This is a genomic window from Kribbella sp. NPDC049227 (genome assembly GCF_043197265.1).
In the GTDB taxonomy this organism is placed as follows: domain Bacteria; phylum Actinomycetota; class Actinomycetes; order Propionibacteriales; family Kribbellaceae; genus Kribbella.
In genome coordinates this window covers 601,648-624,647 of record NZ_JBICST010000003.1, presented here as the reverse complement: position 1 = coordinate 624,647, position 23,000 = coordinate 601,648, and the positions used below count along the sequence as shown (strand labels likewise).

The following is a 23,000-nucleotide window of genomic DNA, read 5'->3' as shown; positions in this document are numbered from 1 at the left end:
CCACGGGCAGTTCCCGATCACCGTCGGCGAAATCCGGCCGGGACTTTCGTTGTCAGGACATATTTGTCAGGGCGATGTCAGGGTTCCGTCCCTGTCTGACACAGCGTGATTTCGACAACCTTGAGTCAGCGCGGAGGAACGGGGCGTCGACCGGGAGGGCTCGACGGCACGGACGTTCGCCACACGGCTTCGGCCGGCTGTGAGGTGGGGGGACTGCCTGGGGGGTCAGACAGAGACACAGCCGGCCGGGTCCGTATCCCGCGCCCCTAGATCCCTCGCGGGGTACCGTCGATCCCCCAGGTCGTGGTGCTCCGCGAGGCAACCTTCCGATCAGCAGACCTGGTGGACTGCTGATCGGTTCGTTTTGCCCGGCCGGATCAGAGCCCGAGCCGAGTAAGAGCCAGGGTCAGAGCCGGCCGCTGTGGTCCGGGCTGGAAGCCGATCCCGGTGGTGGATAGCCGTCCGCGACGGCGGCGAGCGGTGCGGCCCGGCCTGCCGACCACGCGGTCCGGAACGCCCGCCGCTCCAGCGACTCCTCGATCGCCGCCCGGGTCGACTGGTAGTCGGGCTTCTCGATCTCCGGAATCGGTGCGCCGATCACTTCCCGCACCCCGTCAGCGGCACCGAGGAGGAAGGCGGCGTACTCGCTCCTCCCCCGCTGCTGGGCGACGGCGGCGAGCTCCTCGAGCACACTGGCCGACCGCCACCGATCACCAAGGTCGCGATGCTCGGCCAGACTCTCGTCGAGGAGATGAACCGCGCGCTCGGTCAGGCCGCGGCGCCGCTCGATGCCGCCGAGCTGGTTGAGCGACCAGGCGACCCCTTCGCGGTATCCGAGCCGCTGCGACAACGCCAGGCTCTCCTGCAGCAGGTCCTCGGCACCGTTCAGGTCACCGCGGTACTGCGCGATGGTCCCGAGGCTGATCAGTGACCACGCCAGCCCTTCACCGTCGCCCAGCATCCGGAAGCTGTCCCGCGCCCGTTGGCACCGCCGAGCGCCGATGTCCAGATCGCCGCGCAGCCAGGCCACGAACCCGAGGTGGTTGTGCGCCCACGCCATCCCCGACCGGTCGCCGAGAGTCTCGTAGAGGTCGTAGCTCTGGCAGTACAGGTCCTCCGCGGCCTCGTAGTCACCGCGCTCCCGCGCGACACCGCCCAGCCGCTGCATCACCAGCGCCGTACCGGCCGTGTCGTCGAGATCCTTGTACTGCGTCAGCGCGGTCTCCAGCCGGGTCGTCGCGGCGTCGTACTCACACTGCAGGAACGAGAGCATGCCGGCGCCCAGATTCGCCTTGGCACAGAACGGCCCCAGTCCGTCGAGCTCGGAGGCCGGCACGTTGTCCGCAAGGGTCAGCGCACGCTCCAACCATTGACTGCCCTCGGCGTAGTGGCCGCGGAGGTAGCAGAACATCCACAGCGCACCGGACAGCCGCAGTGCCTCGCGGACCGAACTGGTGCGCAGCGACCAGGCCATGGCGGCCCGCAGATTGCCCAGCTCGGCGTCGAGCCGTTCGAGCCACTCTTCCTGGTTCGGACCGCGCAGCTGCCCTTCCGACTCTTCGGCCAGAGCGACGTAGAACTGCGCGTGCCGCTGCTTGGCTTCCTCTGCCACGCCGTCGGCGGCGAGGCGATCCGCGGCGAACTCACGGATCACCGCGAGCATGTAGTACCGCGCGACGTTGCGCCTCCGGATCACGCGGATCAGCGACTTGTCCACCAGGCGTCCGGTGAGGTCGAGTGCCTCGGCGCGCTCCTGCGGACCCGGCGAGGCCCGGCCTGACATGACCGTCGCGGCAGCACTCAACGTCCATCCGCCGACGAACACGGACAGCCGGGCGAACACCTCGCGCTCGGTCGGCGTGAGCAGATCGTGGCTCCACTCGATCGCGCCGCGCATCGACTGCTGCCGCGGCGACGCCGTCCGCGAACCACCGGCGAGGATGCCGAACGAGGTCTCCAACTCGGCAGCCAGTTCCTCGATGGTCATCACGTTCGTCCGGGCCGCGGCGAGTTCGATGGCCAGCGGCATGCCCTCCAGACGCCGGACCACCCGGGCGACCTGGTCGAGTTCGCCGTCCGGGTCGTAGCCCCGCGCGACGGCCCGCTCGACGAACAACCGCACTGCCGCCGACGACTCGATCTGGTCCTGGTCATGCGGCAGAGCCAGCGCCGGCACGACGTACACGCTCTCGCCGGGGACCCGCAGCAACTCCCGGCTGGACGCGAGGATCGACAGGTTCGGGCAGTTCTCGAGCAGCACCGCACAGACCTGGCCGACGGCCGCGACGACATGGGAGCAGTTGTCGAAGACCAGCAACATCTGGTTCCGGCCGATCTGCTCGGCGATCTCCTCCGCCAGCCGGTTGCCGTCCATCGGGTGCAGTCCGGCCGATGCGGCGACCGCCGGGATGACGGCGGCGGGGTCGGTCAGTGTCGCCAGCGGGACCCAGCAGACCCCGTCCTGGAAGCTGTCCGTCAGCTCGTTCGCCAGGGCGGCGGTGATGCGGGTCTTGCCGACTCCACCGGGACCGGTCAGCGTCAGCAGGCGGGTGATGCGCTGACCCAGCAAACGTTTGGTTGCGGTCATTTCGGTGGTGCGGCCGATCAGGTTGTTCGGCGGCGCGGGCGGCTGACGCATCGGCGGCCGGGGCGACTCGGTGTCGCGGCGCGCGGCCGCGGTGAGTTGCGCGCGCTCCGGATCCTCGAGACGCAACGCATCCGCGAGCAGCCGCAACGTATGTGCTCGCGGCGCACGCCGACGTCCCCGCTCCAAGGCCGCGATCGCATCGACACTCAGACCGGCGCGCTCGGCCAGTCCCTCCTGGGACAGCCCGGCCTCTCGCCGATGCCGTCGCAGCAAACCGCCGAACCCCGCGCTCTGCATGTCGTCCGAGCCGCGGCGAGACCCGTCTGATGGCACAGGACGGCTCCACCCTGTCTCCGACCTGTACGTGGCGGTTGCCACGCACTTCCCTTGAAAGTATCCCGTTCCACACCGCGTTGTCAGTTAACGCGGCGTCCTTCACAGCCAACTCGCAGGTAACTCCCGGTCAGTTCACCGGCTTTTCATGCGCTTCATGCTGTGCGATCGCGGTCCGCATGGTGGCGCGGGCGCGCCGGCGATCACCCGCCGCGTCGTACGCCGTCGACAGCCGGAACCACACCCGCCAGTCCCCCGGCGCAGCCTCCGCCTCGGCCTTGTACTTCTCGAACGCCTCGTCCGCGGCCACGCGATCGATCCGCCCGGACGGACGGCGTGGGAGGTCGTCGACCGGCAGGCCGCCGGTCGACTCCAGCTCCCGCGCAAGGACCTCGGTACGACGACCGAACTGCAACTCCCGCCAGACCAGGAACGCACCGAGCACCGGGATCACCAGGACCGCGATTCCGAGTCCGACCGCGATCGGGTCGCCCGTTCCGATCAGCAACACCCCGCGCCAGCCGAGCAGAGCGGCGTACGCGACGAAGACCGCCGCGAGCACGATCGCCGCACGCTTGGCGTTCACCTAGTCGAGGTCCATGAAGTGTTCGAGTCCGACGGTGAGCCCGGGCGTGCCGCCGATCCGCCGCACACCGAGCAGTACCCCGGCCATGAACGAGACCCGCGCCATCGAGTCGTGCCGGATCGTCAGCGTCTCGCCGGTGTCGCCGAACAGGACCTCCTGGTGCGCGACCAGGCCGCGCAGCCGGATGCCGTGCACCCGGATCCCGTCGACGTCCGCACCGCGGGCACCGTCCAGCGAGGTGGTGGTCGCATCCGGGATCGGGCCGGCGTTGGCCTCACGCCGCGCGGCGCCGATCAGCTCGGCGGTACGACGTGCCGTCCCCGAAGGAGCGTCGACCTTGTCCGGGTGGTGCAGCTCGATGATCTCGACGGACTCGTAGTACCGCGCGGCCTTGGCGGCGAACTGCATCATCAGCACAGCGCCGATGGAGAAGTTGGGCGCGATCAGTACGCCGGTGCCCGGGTTCTTCTCCAGCAGTCCGCGGAGCGTGGCCAGCCGCTCGTCGTCGAACCCGGTGGTGCCGACGACCGCATTGACCCCGTGCTCGATGCACCAGGCCAGGTTGCGCATCACCACCTCGGGCCGGGTGAAGTCGACCACCACCTGCGCGCCGGCCGCGGTCAGCTGCTCGAGCTCGTCGCCCAGGTCGAGCCGCGCGACCAGCTCGCAGTCCTCGGCCTCCTCCACCGCGAGGCACGTCTGAGCGCCCATCTTGCCCTTGGCCCCCAGCACACCGACCTTGATCATCCGCACCCTCTCAGCTGTGTGGTCGAAGGGCTACAGGATCTCATCCGGCCCCGGCGAGGCCGTCACGGTGTCTTGACGACGCGCTCGCGGCGCGGGACGTAGACCTGCAGATTCATGGTGTCCTTGGCCGGCGCGAGCAGTTCGTAGTCGGCCCGGAAGTCCAGCCGGCACGCGTGCAGGGCAGTGATCTCGACATCGGAGATGCGGCGGTTGAGGATGATGATCGGCGCCCGGCCAGGGCTCCAGGGCCGGCCCTTCTGGCAGACCTCCTCGATGCCGGCGGCTGTCCGCGGCCGTTCCTTCGGCGCGACCCAGGCTTCGCCGACCGGCTTGCCACCCAGCATCAGGACCAGCCCGGCCATCTTGTCGAACGCCAGCATCGGGCGCCCGGCAGGTTTCAGGTACGGCCCCAGTTGGGCCTTGAGCGCGGTGTAGTTCTGCGCCGCGGTCTCGTCGAGGTAGAGGCCCTTCAGTGGCGGCATGGTCGCCGCCACGGTCAGGTCGGCGTGACCCTTCGACCGGTACGGGTACAGGAACAGGCCGGTGTACGAGAGTGACGCGACGGCGACCAGCGATGCGACCGTGACGAGCCCGACGAGCAGCCGCGCGGTGATCGGCGTCGCCCAGATCCCGGTCACCACCGCGATCATCACCGCGGCCCACGCGCCGAACGCGTTGAACCCGATGACGTAGAGCGGGTTGTTCGTCCCGAACGCCTGCACCATCGGCAACACCGCGAGCAGCGCGAGCACCACCCAGCCGCGGGCGTTCTCGCGGCTCAGCACCGACCGCCCGGTGAGCTGCACTCGTCCGGCGATCAACGCCGCGACGGCAACCACCAGTGCCACCAGTACGGCGGCCAGCAGGGTCACCGGGTAGTCGAACACATGCGCCGAGCCACCGATCGCAGCGTCGTCGACGACAACCCGTCGTACCGAGAGGACCAGGGCGGCCACGGCGAGGACCGCAGCGACGGCCTGGAGCCAGCGCCGGCGGGCGATCACCGCGATCACGGCGGCGACCAGGAGGGGCCAGTGGTCGCGGAGAGTCTGGCCGAGAAGGTCGACGGCGGTGGACCAATACATGTGCAACAGCTCGGTCGGCGAGTACGACGTTCCCGCGATGAACCTGTTCACGGTCATGATGCCGGGCACCGCGACGTTCAACTTGATCACGAACAGTTGCACGACCAGCGCGGTGAGTGCGATCCCGGCGATCGCGAAGCCGATGCCTCGGGCAACGGCCTTCACGCCCTGCCCGGCCAGTACGACCAACGCGGCGATCACGGCCAGGGCGATCACCACGACCGACGTCCACTTCGCCAGCAGCATCGCGGCGATCACGACACCGGCGACCATCAGCACCCAGAAGGGCGCCGGCTTACACCGGTCGACCGCGGTCGCCATCCACAGCACACACGAGACCAACGTGAACGTGCCGATCAGGATCACGTCGTTGTAGCCGGGCGACTGCGGCATCCAGGTGTACGACACCCCACCCGCGGCGAGGATGACGGCCATCCCGGCCAGCTCCCACAGCTTCGTCGGCGCCGCATTCGGCCGGCGGCCGCGCAACCAGCGCATGAAGCTGTAGCCGAACAGAAGGTGGACCACGACCAGCGTCAGCAACCGGAACAGCCGCAGGCTGACGACGTCGTACCCGAGCCACTGGAACACCGGCCCGTACAGGTACTGCACCCCGGTCAACGCCAGCGAATTCTGGGCCCACCACCGATACGACAGCAGGTAGTAGCCCTCGTCGGTGATGTCGAACCCCTCGTTCGCGGCCCGGACCGCGGTCAGGATCCACCACGCGGCCAACGCTCCCGCCACCACGACCACCCCGGCGAGCACCACCGAACGCCCAGGCAGCGCACCCGTCGGGTCGCTCGTCCTTCCCTTCACGGCGGCCACCCTAGGCCATCGCCGTCAGGTAAGCCGTTTCGCGTAGCACCGCGCCAGCGGATCGTGAACGTACTTCCCGTACGGCGAGGTCTGCTGGTAACCGAGCGATTCGTAGAGGGCGACCGCCTCCGGCTGGCGGGTGCCTGTGGCGAGGCGGATCGCCGTCGCACCCCGGTGCCTGGCCACCGCCTCGACCGACGCCACCAGCCGCCGGGCGATCCCGCGGCCGCGGTGCTCCTCGTGCACGAACATCCGCTTGATCTCGCCGATCCCGTCCTGCACCGGCATCAGTCCGATGCAGCCAAGCCCGTCACCGTCTTCCAGCGCGACGAGGAAGCTGGTGGCCGGATCGACCCAGTGGGTCGAGGGGCTGTCCGGGTACCGGGTGAACAGCTCCTTCAGGGCGAGGTCCAGCAGCAAGGTCAGCGCCGGATCGTCCGATGGCCGGGGGTCGACCAGCATCAGACCGAGGCCGCGGAGGCGTAGGCGGTCTGCGCTTCCTCGGCGAAATGGCAGGCGACGGTCTGGCCGGAGGTGAGGTCCCGCAGTTGTGGTTCCTCAGTGCTACAGCGTGACTGCGCACGGAGACAGCGAGTGTGGAAGCGGCAGCCCGACGGCGGCAGGACAGGGGAAGGCGGATCACCGGCCAGAACGATGCGCTGGCGGCCCTGCCGAGCCAGACCGGGCTCTGCCGACAGCAGTGCCTGCGTGTACGGATGCGCGGGTACGTCGTACACCTGCTGGTGCTCGCCCAGCTCGGCGACACGGCCCAGGTACATGACCGCGACCCGGTCCGAGACGTGCCGGACCACGGACAGGTCGTGGGCGACGAAGATGATGCTGAGACCGAGCTCACGCTGCAGCCGCATCAGCAGGTTCACCACCTGCGCCTGGACCGAGAGGTCCAGTGCGGACACCGGCTCGTCGCACAGCAGCACGTCCGGGTTGAGCGCGATCGCCCGCGCGATCCCGATCCGTTGCCGCTGCCCGCCGGAGAACTGGTGCGGGAACTTCGACTCGTCCTCGGCCCGCAGGCCGACCAGGTCGAGCAACTCGCGCACCCGGGCCCGGATGTCCATGCCCTTCGAGACGTCGGGGTGAACCTCCAGCGGCTCGGCCACGATCTCGCCGACGCGCATCCGCGGGTTCAGGCTCGAGTACGGATCCTGGAACACCACCTGCACGTTCTGGCGCCACCGGCGCAGTTCCCTGCCGCGCAGTCTGCTCACGTCGACGCCGTTGTACTCGATCCGGCCCGAGGTCGGCTTCTCCAGGGCGGCGAGCAGCCGGACCAGCGTCGATTTGCCACAGCCGGACTCGCCGACGATGCCGAGCGACTCGCCCTTGCGCAGCGTCAGATCCACGCCGTCGACGGCTCGGACCAGTGTCTTGGCGCCGAACGACAGCGCCGGGCTGATGTCGTAGTGCTTCACCAGATCCGTTGCCACCAGCAACTCTTCGGCCATCAGACCGCCTCCCGCTCGGAGATGGACGTACGAAGGATGCACGCGGCGTCTCGTCCTGGTGCGACGGTGAGCAACGGCGGGATCTCCTTGGCACAGTCGTCGATCGCCATCGGGCACCGGGTCCGGAACGCGCATCCGGACGGGATTGCCCGCAGCGACGGCGGCGTGCCGGGGATCGTCGGCAGTTCCTGGCCCTTCAGGTCCGCCGACGGCATCGAGCCGAGCAGACCTTCGGTGTACGGATGCACGGGATGGTCCAGCGCTTCCGCGGTCGATGCCCGCTCGACGACATGGCCGGCGTACATCACCACCACGTTGTCCGCGACGTCCGACACCACGCCGAGGTCGTGCGTGATCAGCACGACGCCCATGTCCCGCTCAGCCTGCAGATCCGCGATCAACTCCAGGATCTGCGCCTGCACGGTCACGTCGAGCGCGGTCGTCGGTTCGTCCGCAATCAGTACGTCGGGATCCAGCGCGAGCGCCATCGCCAGCATCACCCGCTGCCGCATGCCGCCGGAGAACTCGTGCGGGTAGTCGCGCACCCGTCGCGCCGCGGCCGGGATCCGTACCTGATCGAGCATCTCGGCCGCCCGCTTCAGCGCGTCCGACTTCGACAGGCCGCGGTGCACCCGATAGCACTCGGCGATCTGGGTCCCGACCGACTGCACCGGGTTCAGGGCCGACAGCGAGTCCTGGAACACCATCGTGATCCGGTCGCCGACGATCTTGCGGCGTTCCTTCACGGTCATCGCGATCAGGTCGGCGCCGCGGTACTCCGCCGTACCCGAGACGATCCGGCCGGGCGGCATCTCCAGGATCCCGGTCAGCGCCTGGGTCGAGACGCTCTTTCCCGACCCGGACTCCCCCAGGATCGCCAGCGTCTCGCCGGCCCGGACCTGCCAGGACACTCCGTCGACGGCCCGGACCGGGCCGTGCGGGGTGTCGAACTCGACGGTCAGGTCGTCGACCTTCAGCAGTACTTCACCAGTTGTCGTCATCGCAGCAACTTCGGGTCCAGGGCGTCGCGGATCGAGTCGCCGATGATCATGAACGAGATCGTCATCGTCGAGATGAACAACGCCGGCCAGAGGAACAGGTGGGGGGATTCCCGGTACGACGCGGCCACGCCGAACTGCGATCCCCAGGAGATCGACGGCGGTTGCAGGCCGACGCCGAGGAAGGTCAGCACGGCCTCCAGCCCGATCAGGCCGCCGATGCCGAGCGTGGTCATCGCGAGCAGCGGCGCCATCGCGTTCGGGAACACGTGCTTGCGCAGGATCCGCAGCGGTGGCACCCCGACCGACCGGGCCGCCAGTACGTACTCGCGGTTGCGGACCGAGAACACCGTGGAGCGCATCACCCGCATCCCCTGCGGCCACCCGGTCACCAGGATGATCGCGACGATGATCCAGATGCTGCGGTTCGGCACCGAGTTCAGGATCACGATCAGCGCGATCAGGCCCGGCAGCGCGAACAACACGTCCGCGACCCGCGAGATCGCGGTGTCCACCAGCCCCGGGAAGTAGCCGGCCAGCAGGCCGAGGATGCCGGCCACCACGAACCCGCCGATGCCGGCGACCAGGCTGACCAGCACCGACGGCCGGGCACCGTAGATCACGTTGGCGAAGTAGTCGCAGCCCTGGATGTCGAAGCCGAACGGGTGCCCCGGCTCGCGGCTGCGCGCGCTCTTGGCGAGCGCACAGAAGTGCGGGTCGACCGAGGTGAACAACCGCGGCACCGCGGCCATCAGGAAGAACGTCAGCACCAGCGCCAGGCAGATGACGAACTGCGGTTTGCGCAGCAACGCCCGGAGCAGTTGGGTGTTCGACAGGGTCCGGCCTTCGAGGTCCTGCGTCTCGGCCCCGAAGACCTGCGAGGTCTCAGACATTGCGCACCCTCGGATCGATCGCGCCGTAGATCACGTCGACGGCCAGGTTGATCAGGATGAACATCAGGAACGCGAGGGTGGACAGCAGCACCACCACACCACCCTCCTTCAGCTTGATCGCCTGGAACATGAACTGGCCGAGCCCGGGCAGGTTGAAGATGCTCTCCGCCAGCACCGCGCCGGCGAAGATGCCGGCGAAGTCGATGCCCATCAGCGTCACCACCGGCAGCAGTGCGTTCGGCAGCACGTGCCGCCACAGGATGCGCTGCTCGCCGAGACCCTTGGCCCGCGCGGTCTTGACGAAGTCGGAGTTCGCGGTGTCGACGATCGACGTCCGGGTCAGCCGGGCCAGCCCGGCGAACCCGGTGATGCCGATGCAAATCGCCGGCAGCAGGTACGACATCGGCCAGCCGTCCCGGGTGCCGGAGACCGGCAGCCACTTCAGCTCGACGCCGAACAGGTACTGACCGGTGAAGTAGAGCACCAGCCCCGGCACCGCGAGCACCACGAGTGTTGCCAGCAGCAACAACCTGTCCATCACGCCGTTGCGCTTGAAGCCGGCGTACAGGCCGAACAGCAGGCCCGCGATCCACTGGAAGACCAGGCCCAGGGTGGCCAGCTTCAGGGTGACCGGGATCCGCAGCCGCAACTGGTCGGCGATGTCCGCACCGGCGAACGTCGTACCGAAGTGGCCGGTGAACATGTCCTTCATGCTCAGCAGGTACTGGACGATGAAGGGATCGTCGAGGTGGTACTGGGCCCGCTTGGCCGCCAGGACGGCGGCCGGGATCGGCTTGTCGCCGGCCAGTTCCCGCAGGGGGTCCCCGGGCATCGCGAAGACGAGCGCGAAGACCCCCAGCGTGACGATCAGTCCGATCGGAATCGCCGCCAGGATGCGGCGCAGGATGAACCGGATCACTTGAACGTGGCGTAGAGGGCCGACACCCCGACGTACTTCGAGACGCGCGGCTCGATCTTGGCCGAGTGCAGGTACGCGTTCGACTTGGTGTACAGCGGGATCAGCGGCATGTCCTCGAGCGCGATGTCCTCGGCCTGCTGGTAGATCTTGATCGCCTTCTCCTGGTCGGGTTCGGCGTCACCCTTGGCCAGCAGGGCGTCCAGCGCCGGGTTGTTGTAGCCGGCGAAGTTCGCGTCGCCGCTGGACTTGAACATCGGCGTCAGGTAGTCCTCGATCGACGGGTAGTCGTGTCCCCAGCCGCCGAACCGCAGGCCGTCCAGCTTGCGGGTGTCGGCCAGCGTGGTGATGTCCGAGCCCGCCTTGCCGGCGTACTTCACGGTCAGGCCGAGGTTCTGCCGCAGCATGTTGCCGATCGCCTCGGCGAAGATCTGGCCGGTCGCCGACGTGGTGCTGTAGCTGATCATGACCGGGTCGGAGAACCCGCCCGCCTCCTGCAGCAACTGCTTGGCCTTGGCCGGGTCGTAGTCGCAGTACTTGCAGGCGTTGTCGCGGTAGCCGTCGATGTCGGGCGCGATCAGGCCCTTGGCCGGGTCGGACAGCCCGACCAGGTCCGCGAACGCCTTCCGGTCGATCGCCATCGAGAACGCGTGCCGCAGCTTCGGGTTCTTGTACCGCGCGTCCCAGGCCGGGATGACCAGGTAGTTGGCGCCGGAGCTGACCGCCGTGACCCAGCCGTCGGGGGCGTCGGTCTTGAAGGTCTTCACCTTGGTCGGGGGTACGTCGACGAAGTCCACGTTGCCGGCCAGGAACTCGTTGTACGCCGTGTCCGCGTTCGGGATGAAGCGGTAGGTGATGGACTGCGCCTCGGGCGCGTTCGGGCCCTTGTAGCCGTCCCACTTGGCCAGCTTGATGTCGTCACCGGCGTTCCAGTCGGCCGCCATCTTGTACGGCCCGTTGCCGATCGGCTTGCGCTTGTAGGCGTCCGGGTTCTTGCGGACCTCCTCCGGCAGCGGCGCCAGGCCGAAGTACTGCAGCGTCAGCCCGAACTGCGAGAACGGCACCTTGAGCTTGACCGTGAAGGTCAGGTCGTCGACCTGCTTCAGTCCGCTCAGCGTCTTCACCGAGGTCGGCTTCGGGGTAGCGCCGTCCGGGGTCGGCGGGTTCAGGGCGTCGTACCCGTCGACCTTGGAGAAGAAGCCGTTGTTCTTCCAGGCGTTCGAGCCCTGCGCGGTCATGTTCCAGCTGTCGACGTAGTCCTTGGCGGTCAGCGCCTGGCCGTTCTGGAAGGTGTTCCCGGGCTTCAGCTTGATCGTCCAGGTCTGGCTGGTCTTGTCGGGCGTGATCGAGTCCGCCATCACGTTCTGCAGCTTGCCCGTGTTCGGGTCCGTGGTCACCAGCGGCGCGAACATCGCCATCGCGACCTGGATCCCCGGGCTGCCGTTCTCGTTCAGCGGGTTGATGTACTCCAGCGGGTCGGCGGCGATCGCGATGATCTCGCTCTTGTCCCCGGAACCAGAGCCACTGCTGCTCTTGCCGTCACCACAGGAGGACAGCAACAGCGCAAGGCCGACTGTCACCCCCACAACCCCAGTCAGACGTCGCACGGTCGAACCAACTTCCTCGGCAAAGCGCCGCTAGGCGGGCGGATCAAGCGTCATGCTCTCTGGTCGAAACTGCGCATGTCAACGTTGTCAGGCGCAAAGCGGCGGCGCGTAACGCAGGCGTTACTTTCCCAAGACCTCAGACGACCAGTGATCCCGTGGGCAAACCTGGGCTACCTTAATCCGATAAGCGCGACGAGTCATCAGACGTCACGTCAGATCTCGGCCAAACCTCAGGTGCTCACAAATGCTCAGTCACCGCGTCGCGGCCAATCCGGCCACGAGTGCACTGAGTGTCCGTCCCCACGCACGCTGTGGCCGAGCGCCGTACCCGAGCACGAGAGCAGCCGGTCTGCTCAGTCCGGTTGTGCTGCGAACAGTCGCGCGAAGCGGCCGTGCGGTTGGGCCATCAGCTCCGGATACGTGCCCTGCTGGACGACCGAGCCGGCGTCGATGACGTAGATGCGGTCCATCTCCGTCAGGGTCCAGGCGCGGTGCGAGACCACGATCGTGATGCGGCTGTGGCTGCTGCGCCGGAGCTCGGCGAAGATCTCCCGCTCGGCCTCCGCGTCGATCGCCGACGTGGGCTCGTCGAGGGTCCACACACCGGCGTTCCGCAGCCGGATCCGCGCCAGCGCGAGCCGTTGCCATTGCCCGCCGGAGATTCCGGTGCCGCCCCACTGCTGGCCCAACTGCGTGCCGAGCGGAACGTCCGCCGCGAAGGTGCCCGCCAGCGCGGCCCGGATCTCGTCATCGGACACCGGCTCCGGTGAACCGAGGCCGACAGCATCGCGGAGCGTGAACTCGAACCGCCCGAACTCCTGCACGAGCAGGCCGAAGTGCCCGAGCCGCTCGCTCTCGCTCAGCTCCGCGGCGTCCCGGCCGTCGATCAGCACCCGTCCGGTATCCGGCGCCAGGCTGCCGACGAGGAGATTGACCGCGGTCGACTTGCCGGCCCCGTTCAGGCCGACCAGGGCGACGAGCTCACCACGCCGTGCCTCGATACACACGTCCCGCAGGGTTGGTTCCGGCGCGCCCGGATAGCGGAAGGTGATGTTGTCCAGGGCAACAGATTCGACCCTCGGTACGACGAGCTGCGGCTCCCGCTCGGGAGCGCTCCGGACGAACCGGCGATAGATCCGGGCCTGCGGCGCGGTCGTGACGATCGTGCCGAACGCGTAACCGCACAGCCGGATCGCGTTCAGTCCGGAGATGGTTCCGGCAACGGCCGCGGCAGCCGCTCCCCCGGTCGCCCCGCCGAGCACCAGGGCGACCAGCGCGCCGCCGAACAGCAGGACGGTCGCGACCGCCGCCGCGAGCTCCGCCGTCATGGCCGTCCCGATCATCCCGTCCTGGATCCGGGTCGCGCCGGCCCGGCGTTCGGCGACCAGCCGTGCGACCTTGACGCCGGAGCCGAGGGCGGCCAGCTCGGTCGCGGGACGCTGCTGGATGAGCTGTTCGGTGGCATACCCGGCGACGCGGTCCTTCTCCGCGACCTTCGGCCACTTCGCGGACTCCATCCGCGCGATGGCCGTGAACGCGACCACCGTCGGTACGAGCGCGGCGAGCACGAGTCCTCCGGACCACGGATTGATCGACCAGATCGCCGCGCACAGCACCACCGAGGTCACGCCCGCGCCCAGCACCTGGACCGGTCGTCCGGGCACGTCGGCCATCGGCCACGTCGCCGACTGGGCGGCCTCCAGATCCGTCGTCACGTCCGGGCGGGCCAGGCGGCTCGGGCTCAGCCGGGCCGCGACCTGCGCGAGCTCGGCGCGGTAGTGCAACCTCAACCGCAGCATCATCCGCTGGCCACAGCCGGTCGCCACCTGCGCGAGCGGATACATCAGGCCCACGACCGCCGTGAGCCCGATCAACGGCAGCCAGGCGTGGCCCCGGTCCAGGCCCTCGATCAGGCTTCGCAGCAGGACGACCTGGGCGCCCGGAAGGACGGCCTGGCCGAGGACGAGAGCCGAGTAGAACAGCAACCAGCCCGGTGCGACCCGGACGGCGTCGGACAGGGATTCGCGGGCGGTGCGGACCGCATCCCACAGCGGAGCGAGCACGGTGATCCTCTTTCGCAGACGGCAGGCCAAACCGCGCTGGGGTCGATCCAGCGCGGTGCGGCACGTCGGCCGTCAAGTGCGTGCGATCCCGTTCAGCGAGGGATCCAGAGGCAGATCACGTGGTGACGCGACACAACATCGGTCACCTTATCGCTCAGTGGGGCCGGATGTTCTGGTTCAGGTGGAACAGGTTGCCCGGGTCGTACTTCTGTTTGAGGTCCTTCAGCCGGTCGTACGTCGTGGCGCCGTAGGCGGACCGGATCCGGTCGGTGCCCTCGTCGCTCAGGAAGTTGACGTAGACGCCGGACTGATGCGGCTCGAGCGCCTGCCACGAGTCGCGGACCCACTGCCGCTGCTCCTCGAACCCGTCCGGACCGAGCGTCACTCCGACGAAGTTGAACGTGTGCCCGCTCGATCGCGCGCCGAACGCCGTACTGTCCGGGCTCACCCGGGAGATGGCGCCGCCGAGCTGGAAGATCGGGTACGACGTGTACGGCGAGTCGATCGCCATCCCGCGCGCGGCGGCGATGTCGATCACCTCGTCGGACAGTTCGGTGACGTCCGACGACCGCATGTAGTACCACCGGCCGTGCGGGAAGCTCGGGTCGAACATCGACTGCAGGTCGACGTACGGCTTCGGCGCGCACAGGTCCAGCAGCGGCGGTGCGAACGCCTTGAGCGGCGCCACGACGCGCTCGCCCTCCTCGACCGAACCGGCGTAGCAGGCCAGCACGACCACCACCGGGCGGCCGTGCAGTTCGGCCGGAATCGCCGGTAGCGGCGGGATCCACCGATGCATCACCGCGGTGGTGAGGTCGTCGGGTACGTCGGTGATCCAGTCGCGGTAGAACCGCATCAGATCCGGCGACTTCTCCATCGGCCACATGATCGGGCCGCCGTAGATGATCGGTCCGACCGGATGCAGCCGGAACTCGAACTCGGTGACGATGCCGAAGTTCCCGCCGCCACCACGGATCCCCCAGAACAGATCCCCGTTGGCGTCTTCACTCGCGGTCACCAGCTCGCCCTCGGCGGTGATCACGTCGGCCGAGATCAGGTTGTCGATGCTCAGCCCGTACTTCCGCATCAGCCAGCCGATCCCGCCGCCGAGCGTGAGTCCGGCGACCCCGGTGTGCGTGACGATCCCGGACGGCGTGGCCAGACCGAAGGCCTGCGTCTCGCGGTCCAACTCGCCGAGCAGGACACCCGCCTGCGCACGCGCCGTACGGCGAACCGGATCGACCCGGATCCCCTTCATCCGTCCGAGGTCGATCAGAATGCCGCCGTCGCAGGTCGAGTGGCCCGGGAAGCTGTGGCCGCCGCCGCGGACCGCCACCTGCAGGCCGGTCCGGCGAGCGAACGCCAGCGCGGCCCGGATGTCGGCGGCTCCGGTGCAGCGGGCGATGAGTGCGGGCCGTCGATCGATCGATCCGTTCCAGACTTTCCGCTGCTCGTCGTACGACGGATCGCCCGGAGCAACCAGGTCACCGCGGAAGTCGTCGGCCAGTGCTTGTGTTGCCGATGTAGTTGTCGTGGTCATGCTGGGACCCCCTCCCAGCTCGCCAGTCTGCTCCTGTGCCGCGGGACTGTCGAGGGGGGAACCTCAGACCGCGAAGGCCGAGCTGTCCTCGTCGAACGGGCCCATCACGGTGAGAGCCGGGGTGCCGGCGTAGAGATCGGCGGCGAGTGCGGAGACGTCGTCGAGGGTGACGGAGTCGATCCGGTGCAGGATCTCGTCGACGGTGGGCAGTTCGCCGTACACGAGCTCGGCCTTGGCGATCCGGGTCATCTTGGCGCCGGTGTCCTCCAGGCCCATCACGACCGAGCCGCGCATCTGGCCCTTGCCGCGGAGCAGCTCGTCCGGCGTAATGTTGCCGCTGGCAATCGCCTGCAGCTCGGACCGGACCACGTCGAGCACCTCGCTGGCCTTCTTCGGCAGGCACCCGGCGTACACCCCGACCATCCCGGAGTCCGCGTACGCCGAGCCGAACGTAAAGACCGAATACGCCAGGCCGCGCTTCTCCCGGACCTCCTGGAACAGCCGCGACGACATGCCGCCACCGACGATCCCGTGCAGTACGCCGGCCACGTACCGGCGGGCGTCGCTGCGGACCAGACCCGGCATGCCGAGGACCAGGTGCGCCTGCTCTGCCTCACGGTGGTGCACGCGCACCCCGCCGTACATCGGCACCTGCTTGGCGATCGGCCGGCGTACCGGGGCCGGCTCGGCCTCGGTGGTGACCCAGTGGCGCTCGAACGCCTTACGAACAAGGCGAACGACGTCCGTGTGGTCGACGTTGCCGGCGACCGAGACGACGATGTTGGCCGGCTTGTAGCGGCGGCGGTACCAGCCCACCACCTGCTGGCGGGACAGTCCCGCGACCGACTCCGGCGTCCCCGTGATCGAGCGGCCGAGAGGCGACCTGCCCCACAGTTGCTCCGCGAACAGATCGTGGATGTGGTCCGACGTCTCGTCGGCGTGCATCGCGATCTCTTCGTCGATGACGTCGCGCTCACTCTCGACGTCCTCGCTCGTCAGGGTGGCGGAGGTGATCATGTCGCAGATGACGTCGACGGCAAGCGGCAGATCGGAGTCGAGCACCCGCGCGTAGTAGCAGGTGTACTCCTTGCCGGTGAACGCGTTCATCTCGCCACCGACCGCATCGATCGCGGAGGAGATCTCCAGCGCGTCGCGGCGCTCGGTGCCCTTGAACAGCAGGTGTTCGAGAAAGTGCGTCGCGCCGGCCAACTGCTCCGGCTCGTCCCGGGAGCCGACGCCGACCCACACGCCGAAGGTGACCGAGCGGAAGCCCGGCACGGACTGGGTCAGCACGCGAAGCCCGGAGGGCAGGACGGTCCGTTTCACCGGACCGCCCGCCTCCGGGCTCAGCAGTGTGCTGGTGATCGCTCGGGTCACTCGGCGGACTCGGCCTCTGCCTTCTTCTCCTCGGCGGAGCCCTTCGACTTCTCGGCCTCATCATCGAGGACGGGGATCAGGGAGAGCTTGCCGCGGTCGTCGATCTCGGCGATCTCGACCTGCAGCTTCTGGCCGACCGAGAGCACGTCCTCGACCGCCTCGACCCGCTTGCCACCGGCCAGGCCACGCAGCTTGCTGATGTGCAGCAGGCCGTCCTTGCCCGGCAGCAGGCTGATGAACGCACCGAAGTTGGTCGTCTTCACGACCGTGCCCAGGTAGCGCTCACCCTTCTCCGGCATGGTCGGGTTCGCGATCGCGTTGATCGCGGCCCGGGCCGCCTCGGCCGACGGACCGTCGGTCGCGCCGATGTAGACGGTGCCGTCGTCCTCGATCGAGATGTCGGCGCCGGTGTCCTCGGTGATCTGGTTGATCATCTTGCCCTTCGGGCCGATGACCTCGCCGATCTTGTCGACCGGGACCTTCACCGAGATGACCCGCGGCGCGAACTCGCTCATCTCACCCGGCGCGTCGATGGCCTTGGCCATCACGTCCAGGATCGTCAGCCGCGCGTCCTTGGCCTGGGTCAGCGCACCCGCGAGCACGCTGGCCGGGATGCCGTCCAGCTTGGTGTCCAGCTGCAGGGCGGTGACGAAGTCCTTGGTGCCGGCGACCTTGAAGTCCATGTCGCCGAACGCGTCCTCGGCGCCGAGGATGTCGGTCAGCGCGACGTACTGCGTCTCGCCGTCGACCTCACCGGAGATGAGGCCCATCGCGATACCGGCGACCGGGGCCTTCAGCGGCACACCGGCGGACAGCAGCGACAGGGTGGAGGCGCAGACCGAACCCATCGAGGTGGACCCGTTCGAACCGAGCGCCTCGGAGACCTGGCGCAGCGCGTACGGGAAGTCCTCGCGGGACGGCAGCACCGGCACCAGGGCCCGCTCGGCCAGCGCGCCGTGACCGATCTCGCGGCGCTTCGGCGAACCCACCCGGCCGGTCTCACCGGTCGAGTACGGCGGGAAGTTGTAGTTGTGCATGTAGCGCTTGCGGGTCTCCGGGGACAGCGTGTCCAGCTGCTGCTCCATCCGGAGCATGTTCAGCGTGGTGACACCCATGATCTGGGTCTCGCCGCGCTCGAACAGCGCCGAACCGTGCACCCGCGGCAGCACCCGCACCTGCGCCTTGAGCGGCCGGATGTCGGCCAGCCCGCGGCCGTCGATGCGGATCTTGTCCTTCAGCACCCGCTGCCGGACCAGCTTCTTGGTCAGCGACCGGAACGCCGCGGACAGCTCCTTCTCGCGGCCCTCGAAGTCGGCGGCCAGCTTGTCCACCGTGGCGGCCTTGACCGCGTCGGTGGCGTCCTCGCGCTCGTGCTTGCCGGCGATGGTCAGCGCCTGCGCCAGCTCCTCGGACGCGGCGGCCTCGACCGCAGCGAACGCGTCGTCGGCGTAGTCCGGGAAGACCGGGAACTCACCGGTCGGCTTCGCGGCCCGCGCGGCCAGGTCGGCCTGCGCCTCGACCAGGGTCTTGATGAAGGTCTTGGAGGCCTCCAGGCCCGCGGCGACGATCTCCTCGGTCGGCGCCTGGACTCCGGCGGCGACCTTCTCGAAGGTGCCCGGGGTCGACTCGGCCTCGACCATCATGATCGCGACGTCACCGGTCTCGGTGACCCGGCCCGCGACCACCATGTCGAAGACCGCGTCCTCGAGCTCGGTGTGGGTCGGGAAGGCCACCCACTGGCCGTCGATCAGGGCGACGCGGACGCCACCGATCGGGCCGGAGAACGGCAGGCCCGCGAGCTGGGTCGACATCGACGCGGCGTTGATCGCGAGGACGTCGTACAACTTGTCGGGGTTGAGCGCCAGGACCGTGATGACGACCTGGATCTCGTTGCGCAGGCCGGACACGAACGACGGCCGCAGCGGGCGGTCGATCAGCCGGCAGGTCAGGATGGCCTCCTCCGACGGACGGCCCTCCCGGCGGAAGAACGAGCCGGGGATCCGGCCCGCGGCGTACATCCGCTCCTCGACGTCGACCGTCAGCGGGAAGAAGTCGAACTGGTCCTTGGGCTTCTTGCTGGCCGTGGTGGCCGACAGCACCATCGTGTCGCCGTCGAGGTAGGCGGCGGCGGAGCCGGCGGCCTGCTGGGCCAGACGGCCCGTCTCGAAGCGGATGGTGCGGGTGCCGAAGCTGCCGTTGTCCAGCACGGCCTCGGCGAATTCGGTGCCCTCCATGGGCGTACCGGTGGATCCCGTCACGGGATACCCCTCTCTCACTGTGGACGACAGCGAGGCGCGAGCTACCGGGGTGCCGGTCTTCGATCGAGGCCCGCGGGTGAACTGTGAGTTCTCCCGAAAGCCACTACCGAGGACCGGTCGTCCTCCCGCCACGCGCTTCGCGTCGCCTCGTTCGTCGGTGTTGCTATGTATTCAGTTGTTGAGCTCGTGCCTGAGCACGAATACGCCAGGAGCGGCCACCCGGGACTCGGGGGCCGCTCCTCGCGACGTCATCGGCGAAGGCCGAGCCGCTCGATCAGGGACCGGTAGCGGTTGATGTCCTTCTTCGCCAGGTAGTTCAGCAGCCGGCGGCGCTGGCCGACGAGCAGCAGCAGGCCACGACGGCTGTGGTGGTCGTGCTTGTGCTCCTTGAGGTGCTCGGTCAGGTCGGCGATGCGGTGCGTCAGCAGCGCCACCTGGACCTCAGGAGACCCGGTGTCACCCTCGGTCAGGGCGTACTCACCGATGATCTTCTTCTTCGTTGCAGCATCAACAGATGACACAGAGTTCCTCTCGATTTCCGTTGCGCGGCGCACCGGGGCATTCTTCACCCGAGCACTCTCTGTCCGCGGCCGTTCAGACGGCAGCAGCCAGCGTATCAGTCCGTGGACGCGTCACCCTAATTCCCTGTCAAGATGCGACGCGCGCCGTCGACGTCGGCCTTCATCTGCACCAGGAGCTCGTCGATCGAGTCGAACCGGATCTGGCTGCCGCGCAGCCGGGCCACGAAATCCACCGCGATCCGGGCGCCGTACAGCTCCAGGTCGTCGCGGTCGAGCACGTAGGACTCCACCCTGCGGTCCACACCGTCGAACGTCGGGTTGCTGCCGACGCTGATCGCCGCCGGCAGCGGTTCGTCGTACGCCGGAGCGCCGGGGACGGGCTCGAGGACGGTCAGCCAGCCCGCGTACACACCGTCCAGCGGGACCGCGGCCAGTGGGTCGGCGGGGATGTTCGCCGTCGGGTAGCCCAGCTCGCGGCCGCGCTTGTCGCCCTCGACGACCACGCCGGTGACGCGCAGCGGGCGCCCGAGCGCCTTGGCCGCCGCCTCCACGTCACCCTCGGCGATCCGCTCCCGCGTGTACGTCGACGACCACGGCTGCTCGTCGCCGGCCAGGCTCAGACCCTCCACCTGGAAGCCGGCCTCGGCACCGGCGGCGACGAGCGTGTCCACGTGCCCGGCCGCCTTGTGGCCGAACCGGAAGTTCTCCCCGACCACGACCGCCTTGGCGTGCAGCGTCCGGACCAGCACCCGGTCGATGAACTCCTCCGGCGGCCAACTGGACACGTCCCTGTTGAACGGGAGGATCAGGACGGCGTCGGCGCCGTGTTTGCCCAGCAGCGCCGCCCGCTCCTCGGGCTCGCTGAGCATCAGCGGCGCCCGGTCCGGCCGCAGCACCACCATCGGGTGCGGGTCGAAGGTGAGCGCGACCACCGGCAGTCCACCCAGCTCGGCCGCCCGCGCCTTGGCGTGCGCGAGCACCTCCTGGTGACCCCGGTGCACGCCGTCGAAGTTGCCGATGGTGACGACCGATGGGCCGAAATCCGCACCCACCTCGTCCAAACCGTGCCAGACACGCATGACAGCAGGATTCCATGCCCCGAGGGCGTTCCGTGCGGCAGGTCTGTACTCACCACTCGATCACCCCTTGTGATCAGGTGGTGACTCAATTTAGGGTGGGGCCGCACTGCCGAGCCTGGGGAGGGTCCCGTGAAGCTACGCCGCCTGGTCGCCGCCTGCGCGTCACTGGTTCTGGTCGCCGCGCTGCCCGTGTCCAACGCCGGCGCCGAGCCCGCCTTCAGCAAGTACGTCGCGCTCGGGGACTCGTACACGTCGGCGCCGCTGGTCCCGCTACCGGACCTGCTGTCGCTCGGGTGCGCACGCTCGTACAGCAACTACCCGAAGATGCTCGCCACGATGCTGCGGGTGCACCAGTTCACCGACGTGAGCTGCGGTGGCGCCGACACGACCAACATGACGCAACCGCAGAGCACGATCCTCGGGACGGCCGCTCCGCAGTTCGACGCGCTGACGCCGGACACGGATCTGGTCACGCTCGGCATCGGCGGCAACGACTTCGGCGTGTTCGGCGACATCGTCGGCACGTGTCCCGGGCTGCGGGCCTCCGATCCGGCCGGGGCGCCGTGCAAGGCCCACTTCACGGTCGACGGCGTGGACACCCTGCGGGCGAAGATCGCGCAGACCCAGACGCGGATCGCGATCGTTGTCCAGGGCATCAAAGCGCGGTCGCCGCAGGCAACGGTCCTGCTGGTCGGCTACCCGAAGATCGCGCCGGAGCAGGGCACCTGCCCGTCGATCCTGCCGTTTGCCGACGGCGACTACACGTACCTGTACTCGATCGAGCAGGCGCTGAACACCGCGATCTCCGCGGCCGCGACCGCTGGCGGAGCGACGTACGTCGACACGTTCGGGCCGTCGACCGGGCATGACGCTTGCGCGCCGGACGGGCAGGCGTGGATCCAGGGCAAGGACATCAACGTGCTCCGGGCACTGAACTATCACCCGCGCTTCGAAGGCCAGGCCGGCGTTGCGTCACTGACCTTCAAGACCTTGACCGGTGCCCCGGCTAGAGTGACCGCCGCGGAGCAGTCGGAGTGGGCCGCGCACGCTCGCGTGCTGGCCCGGCAAGCCGCCGCCTCCCCACAGGCCGTCAAGGCCTCCCTGAACCGCCTACGGACCAGCGCGCAACGCTGACCCTTTCCAATCCGTAGAGCGGCCCCCGGGCCGGACCACATCACGCGCGGTCCGGCCCGGAGGTGTTTCTACAACTGGTCGACGAGTTCGGTCAGGGCCTGGCCGAGCGGGAGGTTGACGCGGTGGGCGGCGTACGGGTCGCCGCGGGTGATGCCCTGGTTGATGATCAGCACCGACTTGCCGGCCTTCGCGGCGTGCCGGACGAAACGGAAGCCGGACATGACGGTCAGGCTCGAGCCGAGCACGAGTACGGCGTTCGCGTCGTCGATCAGGCGGTAGCAGCGCTCGACGCGGGACTTCGGGACGTTCTCGCCGAAGAACACCACGTCGGGTTTGAGTACGCCGCCACAGACGGTGCACGGGACCACGGTGAACGTGCGGACGATGTCGTCGGGCAGTTCCACGTCGCCGTCGGGGTTGATCCGGGTCGCCTCGCCCTCGAACGTGGTGTTGGCGGCTCTGAGGCGACGGTCGAGGACTTCCCGTGGGGACGTCGTACCGCAGTCGAGGCAGATGACGCGATCGAGGTTGCCGTGCAGTTCGATCACGTCGCGGGCGCCGGCTGCTTGGTGAAGGCCGTCGACGTTCTGGGTGATGACGCCGGTGAGGTAGCCGCGGGCTTGCATCGTTGCGACCGCGCGGTGGCCGGTGTTGGGGGTTGCTCGGGCGATCGTGCGCCAGCCGAGGTGGCTTCGCGCCCAGTAGCGTTGGCGGCCGGACTCGCTTGCGGTGAAATCGCCGTACGTCATCGGAGTGTGGGTGCGCAGGCTGCCTGTCTCGCCGCGGTAGTCCGGGATGCCTGACTCGGTGGAGATCCCTGCCCCACTCAGTACGACGACTCCCCCGCCGGCAACCACGTCGGCAACCGGCCCGACGTCCGCCGTACCCGGCTCAAGCGCCAACACGTCAGGCCCAGGAGCCCACTGCAAGGTCGGACGAGAACGCACCCCTCAAGCGTAACCAGCCACACCACCCACGTGACTTGGCCGGT

Annotated in this window: 18 protein-coding genes; 1 reads left to right on the top strand and 17 read right to left on the bottom strand. The window is 68.7% G+C overall.

Features of this window, described 5'->3' with window-relative positions:
• Positions 1 to 406: 406 nt before the first annotated feature.
• The 16 genes from ACGFH6_RS15195 to ACGFH6_RS15120 all read right to left on the bottom strand — a co-directional run bounded on the left by ACGFH6_RS15195 (position 407) and on the right by ACGFH6_RS15120 (position 20,875).
• Positions 407 to 2,920: an ATP-binding protein gene (locus tag ACGFH6_RS15195; protein WP_393383998.1), complete on the bottom strand. Its 2,514-nt coding sequence runs from the start codon at positions 2,918 to 2,920 to the stop codon at positions 407 to 409.
• Between the two features lie 130 nt (positions 2,921 to 3,050).
• Positions 3,051 to 3,506, bottom strand: coding sequence for a hypothetical protein (locus ACGFH6_RS15190; protein ID WP_393383996.1), 456 nt, complete (start codon positions 3,504 to 3,506; stop codon positions 3,051 to 3,053).
• Positions 3,507 to 4,253 carry a 4-hydroxy-tetrahydrodipicolinate reductase gene (dapB, locus tag ACGFH6_RS15185; RefSeq protein ID WP_393383994.1) on the bottom strand — a complete coding sequence of 249 codons (747 nt, stop codon included), beginning with the start codon at positions 4,251 to 4,253 and terminating at the stop codon, positions 3,507 to 3,509.
• A gap of 62 nt (positions 4,254 to 4,315) precedes the next feature.
• A complete protein-coding gene (locus ACGFH6_RS15180) occupies positions 4,316 to 6,157 on the bottom strand; it encodes a hypothetical protein (protein WP_393383993.1) in 1,842 nt (613 codons plus the stop codon).
• 24 nt (positions 6,158 to 6,181) lie between these two features.
• Positions 6,182 to 6,619 carry a GNAT family N-acetyltransferase gene (locus ACGFH6_RS15175; RefSeq protein ID WP_393383991.1) on the bottom strand — a complete coding sequence of 146 codons (438 nt, stop codon included), beginning with the start codon at positions 6,617 to 6,619 and terminating at the stop codon, positions 6,182 to 6,184.
• The gene (locus ACGFH6_RS15170; protein ID WP_393383989.1) at positions 6,619 to 7,623 is read right to left on the bottom strand and encodes an ABC transporter ATP-binding protein; all 1,005 of its coding nucleotides are present in this window, start codon (positions 7,621 to 7,623) and stop codon (positions 6,619 to 6,621) included. The genes ACGFH6_RS15175 and ACGFH6_RS15170 overlap by 1 nt, the downstream gene beginning before the upstream one ends.
• Positions 7,623 to 8,624 carry an ABC transporter ATP-binding protein gene (locus ACGFH6_RS15165; protein ID WP_393383987.1) on the bottom strand — a complete coding sequence of 334 codons (1,002 nt, stop codon included), beginning with the start codon at positions 8,622 to 8,624 and terminating at the stop codon, positions 7,623 to 7,625. The genes ACGFH6_RS15170 and ACGFH6_RS15165 overlap by 1 nt, the downstream gene beginning before the upstream one ends.
• On the bottom strand, positions 8,621 to 9,514 hold the full coding sequence (locus tag ACGFH6_RS15160; protein WP_393383985.1) for an ABC transporter permease: 894 nt from the start codon (positions 9,512 to 9,514) through the stop codon (positions 8,621 to 8,623). Before ACGFH6_RS15160 ends, ACGFH6_RS15165 begins: the two co-directional genes overlap by 4 nt.
• The gene (locus ACGFH6_RS15155) at positions 9,507 to 10,433 is read right to left on the bottom strand and encodes an ABC transporter permease (protein WP_131351586.1); all 927 of its coding nucleotides are present in this window, start codon (positions 10,431 to 10,433) and stop codon (positions 9,507 to 9,509) included. The genes ACGFH6_RS15160 and ACGFH6_RS15155 overlap by 8 nt, the downstream gene beginning before the upstream one ends.
• A complete protein-coding gene (locus tag ACGFH6_RS15150; RefSeq protein ID WP_393383983.1) occupies positions 10,430 to 12,010 on the bottom strand; it encodes an ABC transporter substrate-binding protein in 1,581 nt (526 codons plus the stop codon). Before ACGFH6_RS15150 ends, ACGFH6_RS15155 begins: the two co-directional genes overlap by 4 nt.
• 380 nt (positions 12,011 to 12,390) lie before the next feature.
• Positions 12,391 to 14,100, bottom strand: coding sequence for an ATP-binding cassette domain-containing protein (locus ACGFH6_RS15145; protein WP_393383981.1), 1,710 nt, complete (start codon positions 14,098 to 14,100; stop codon positions 12,391 to 12,393).
• 154 nt (positions 14,101 to 14,254) lie between these two features.
• On the bottom strand, positions 14,255 to 15,640 hold the full coding sequence (locus ACGFH6_RS15140) for an FAD-binding oxidoreductase (protein ID WP_393383980.1): 1,386 nt from the start codon (positions 15,638 to 15,640) through the stop codon (positions 14,255 to 14,257).
• 63 nt (positions 15,641 to 15,703) lie between these two features.
• Positions 15,704 to 17,017 (bottom strand): M16 family metallopeptidase, encoded by a 1,314-nt coding sequence (locus ACGFH6_RS15135; RefSeq protein ID WP_393383978.1) that lies wholly within the window; start codon positions 17,015 to 17,017, stop codon positions 15,704 to 15,706.
• Complete coding sequence (locus ACGFH6_RS15130) at positions 17,014 to 19,251, bottom strand: polyribonucleotide nucleotidyltransferase (RefSeq protein ID WP_393384827.1); 2,238 nt, start codon at positions 19,249 to 19,251, stop codon at positions 17,014 to 17,016. Before ACGFH6_RS15130 ends, ACGFH6_RS15135 begins: the two co-directional genes overlap by 4 nt.
• Before the next feature lie 272 nt (positions 19,252 to 19,523).
• The gene (gene rpsO / locus ACGFH6_RS15125) at positions 19,524 to 19,796 is read right to left on the bottom strand and encodes a 30S ribosomal protein S15 (protein WP_131351575.1); all 273 of its coding nucleotides are present in this window, start codon (positions 19,794 to 19,796) and stop codon (positions 19,524 to 19,526) included.
• Positions 19,797 to 19,912: 116 nt separating this feature from the next.
• Entirely contained in the window at positions 19,913 to 20,875 is a 963-nt protein-coding gene (locus ACGFH6_RS15120; RefSeq protein ID WP_393383976.1) for a bifunctional riboflavin kinase/FAD synthetase, read from the bottom strand.
• 129 nt (positions 20,876 to 21,004) lie between these two features.
• Between ACGFH6_RS15120 and ACGFH6_RS15115 the strand changes: the two genes are divergently transcribed.
• Positions 21,005 to 22,009 carry an SGNH/GDSL hydrolase family protein gene (locus ACGFH6_RS15115; RefSeq protein WP_393383974.1) on the top strand — a complete coding sequence of 335 codons (1,005 nt, stop codon included), beginning with the start codon at positions 21,005 to 21,007 and terminating at the stop codon, positions 22,007 to 22,009.
• Between the two features lie 68 nt (positions 22,010 to 22,077).
• On the opposite strand, the gene ACGFH6_RS15110 is transcribed toward ACGFH6_RS15115, so the two are convergent.
• A complete protein-coding gene (locus tag ACGFH6_RS15110) occupies positions 22,078 to 22,956 on the bottom strand; it encodes an NAD-dependent protein deacetylase (protein WP_393383972.1) in 879 nt (292 codons plus the stop codon).
• Positions 22,957 to 23,000: the final 44 nt, after the last annotated feature.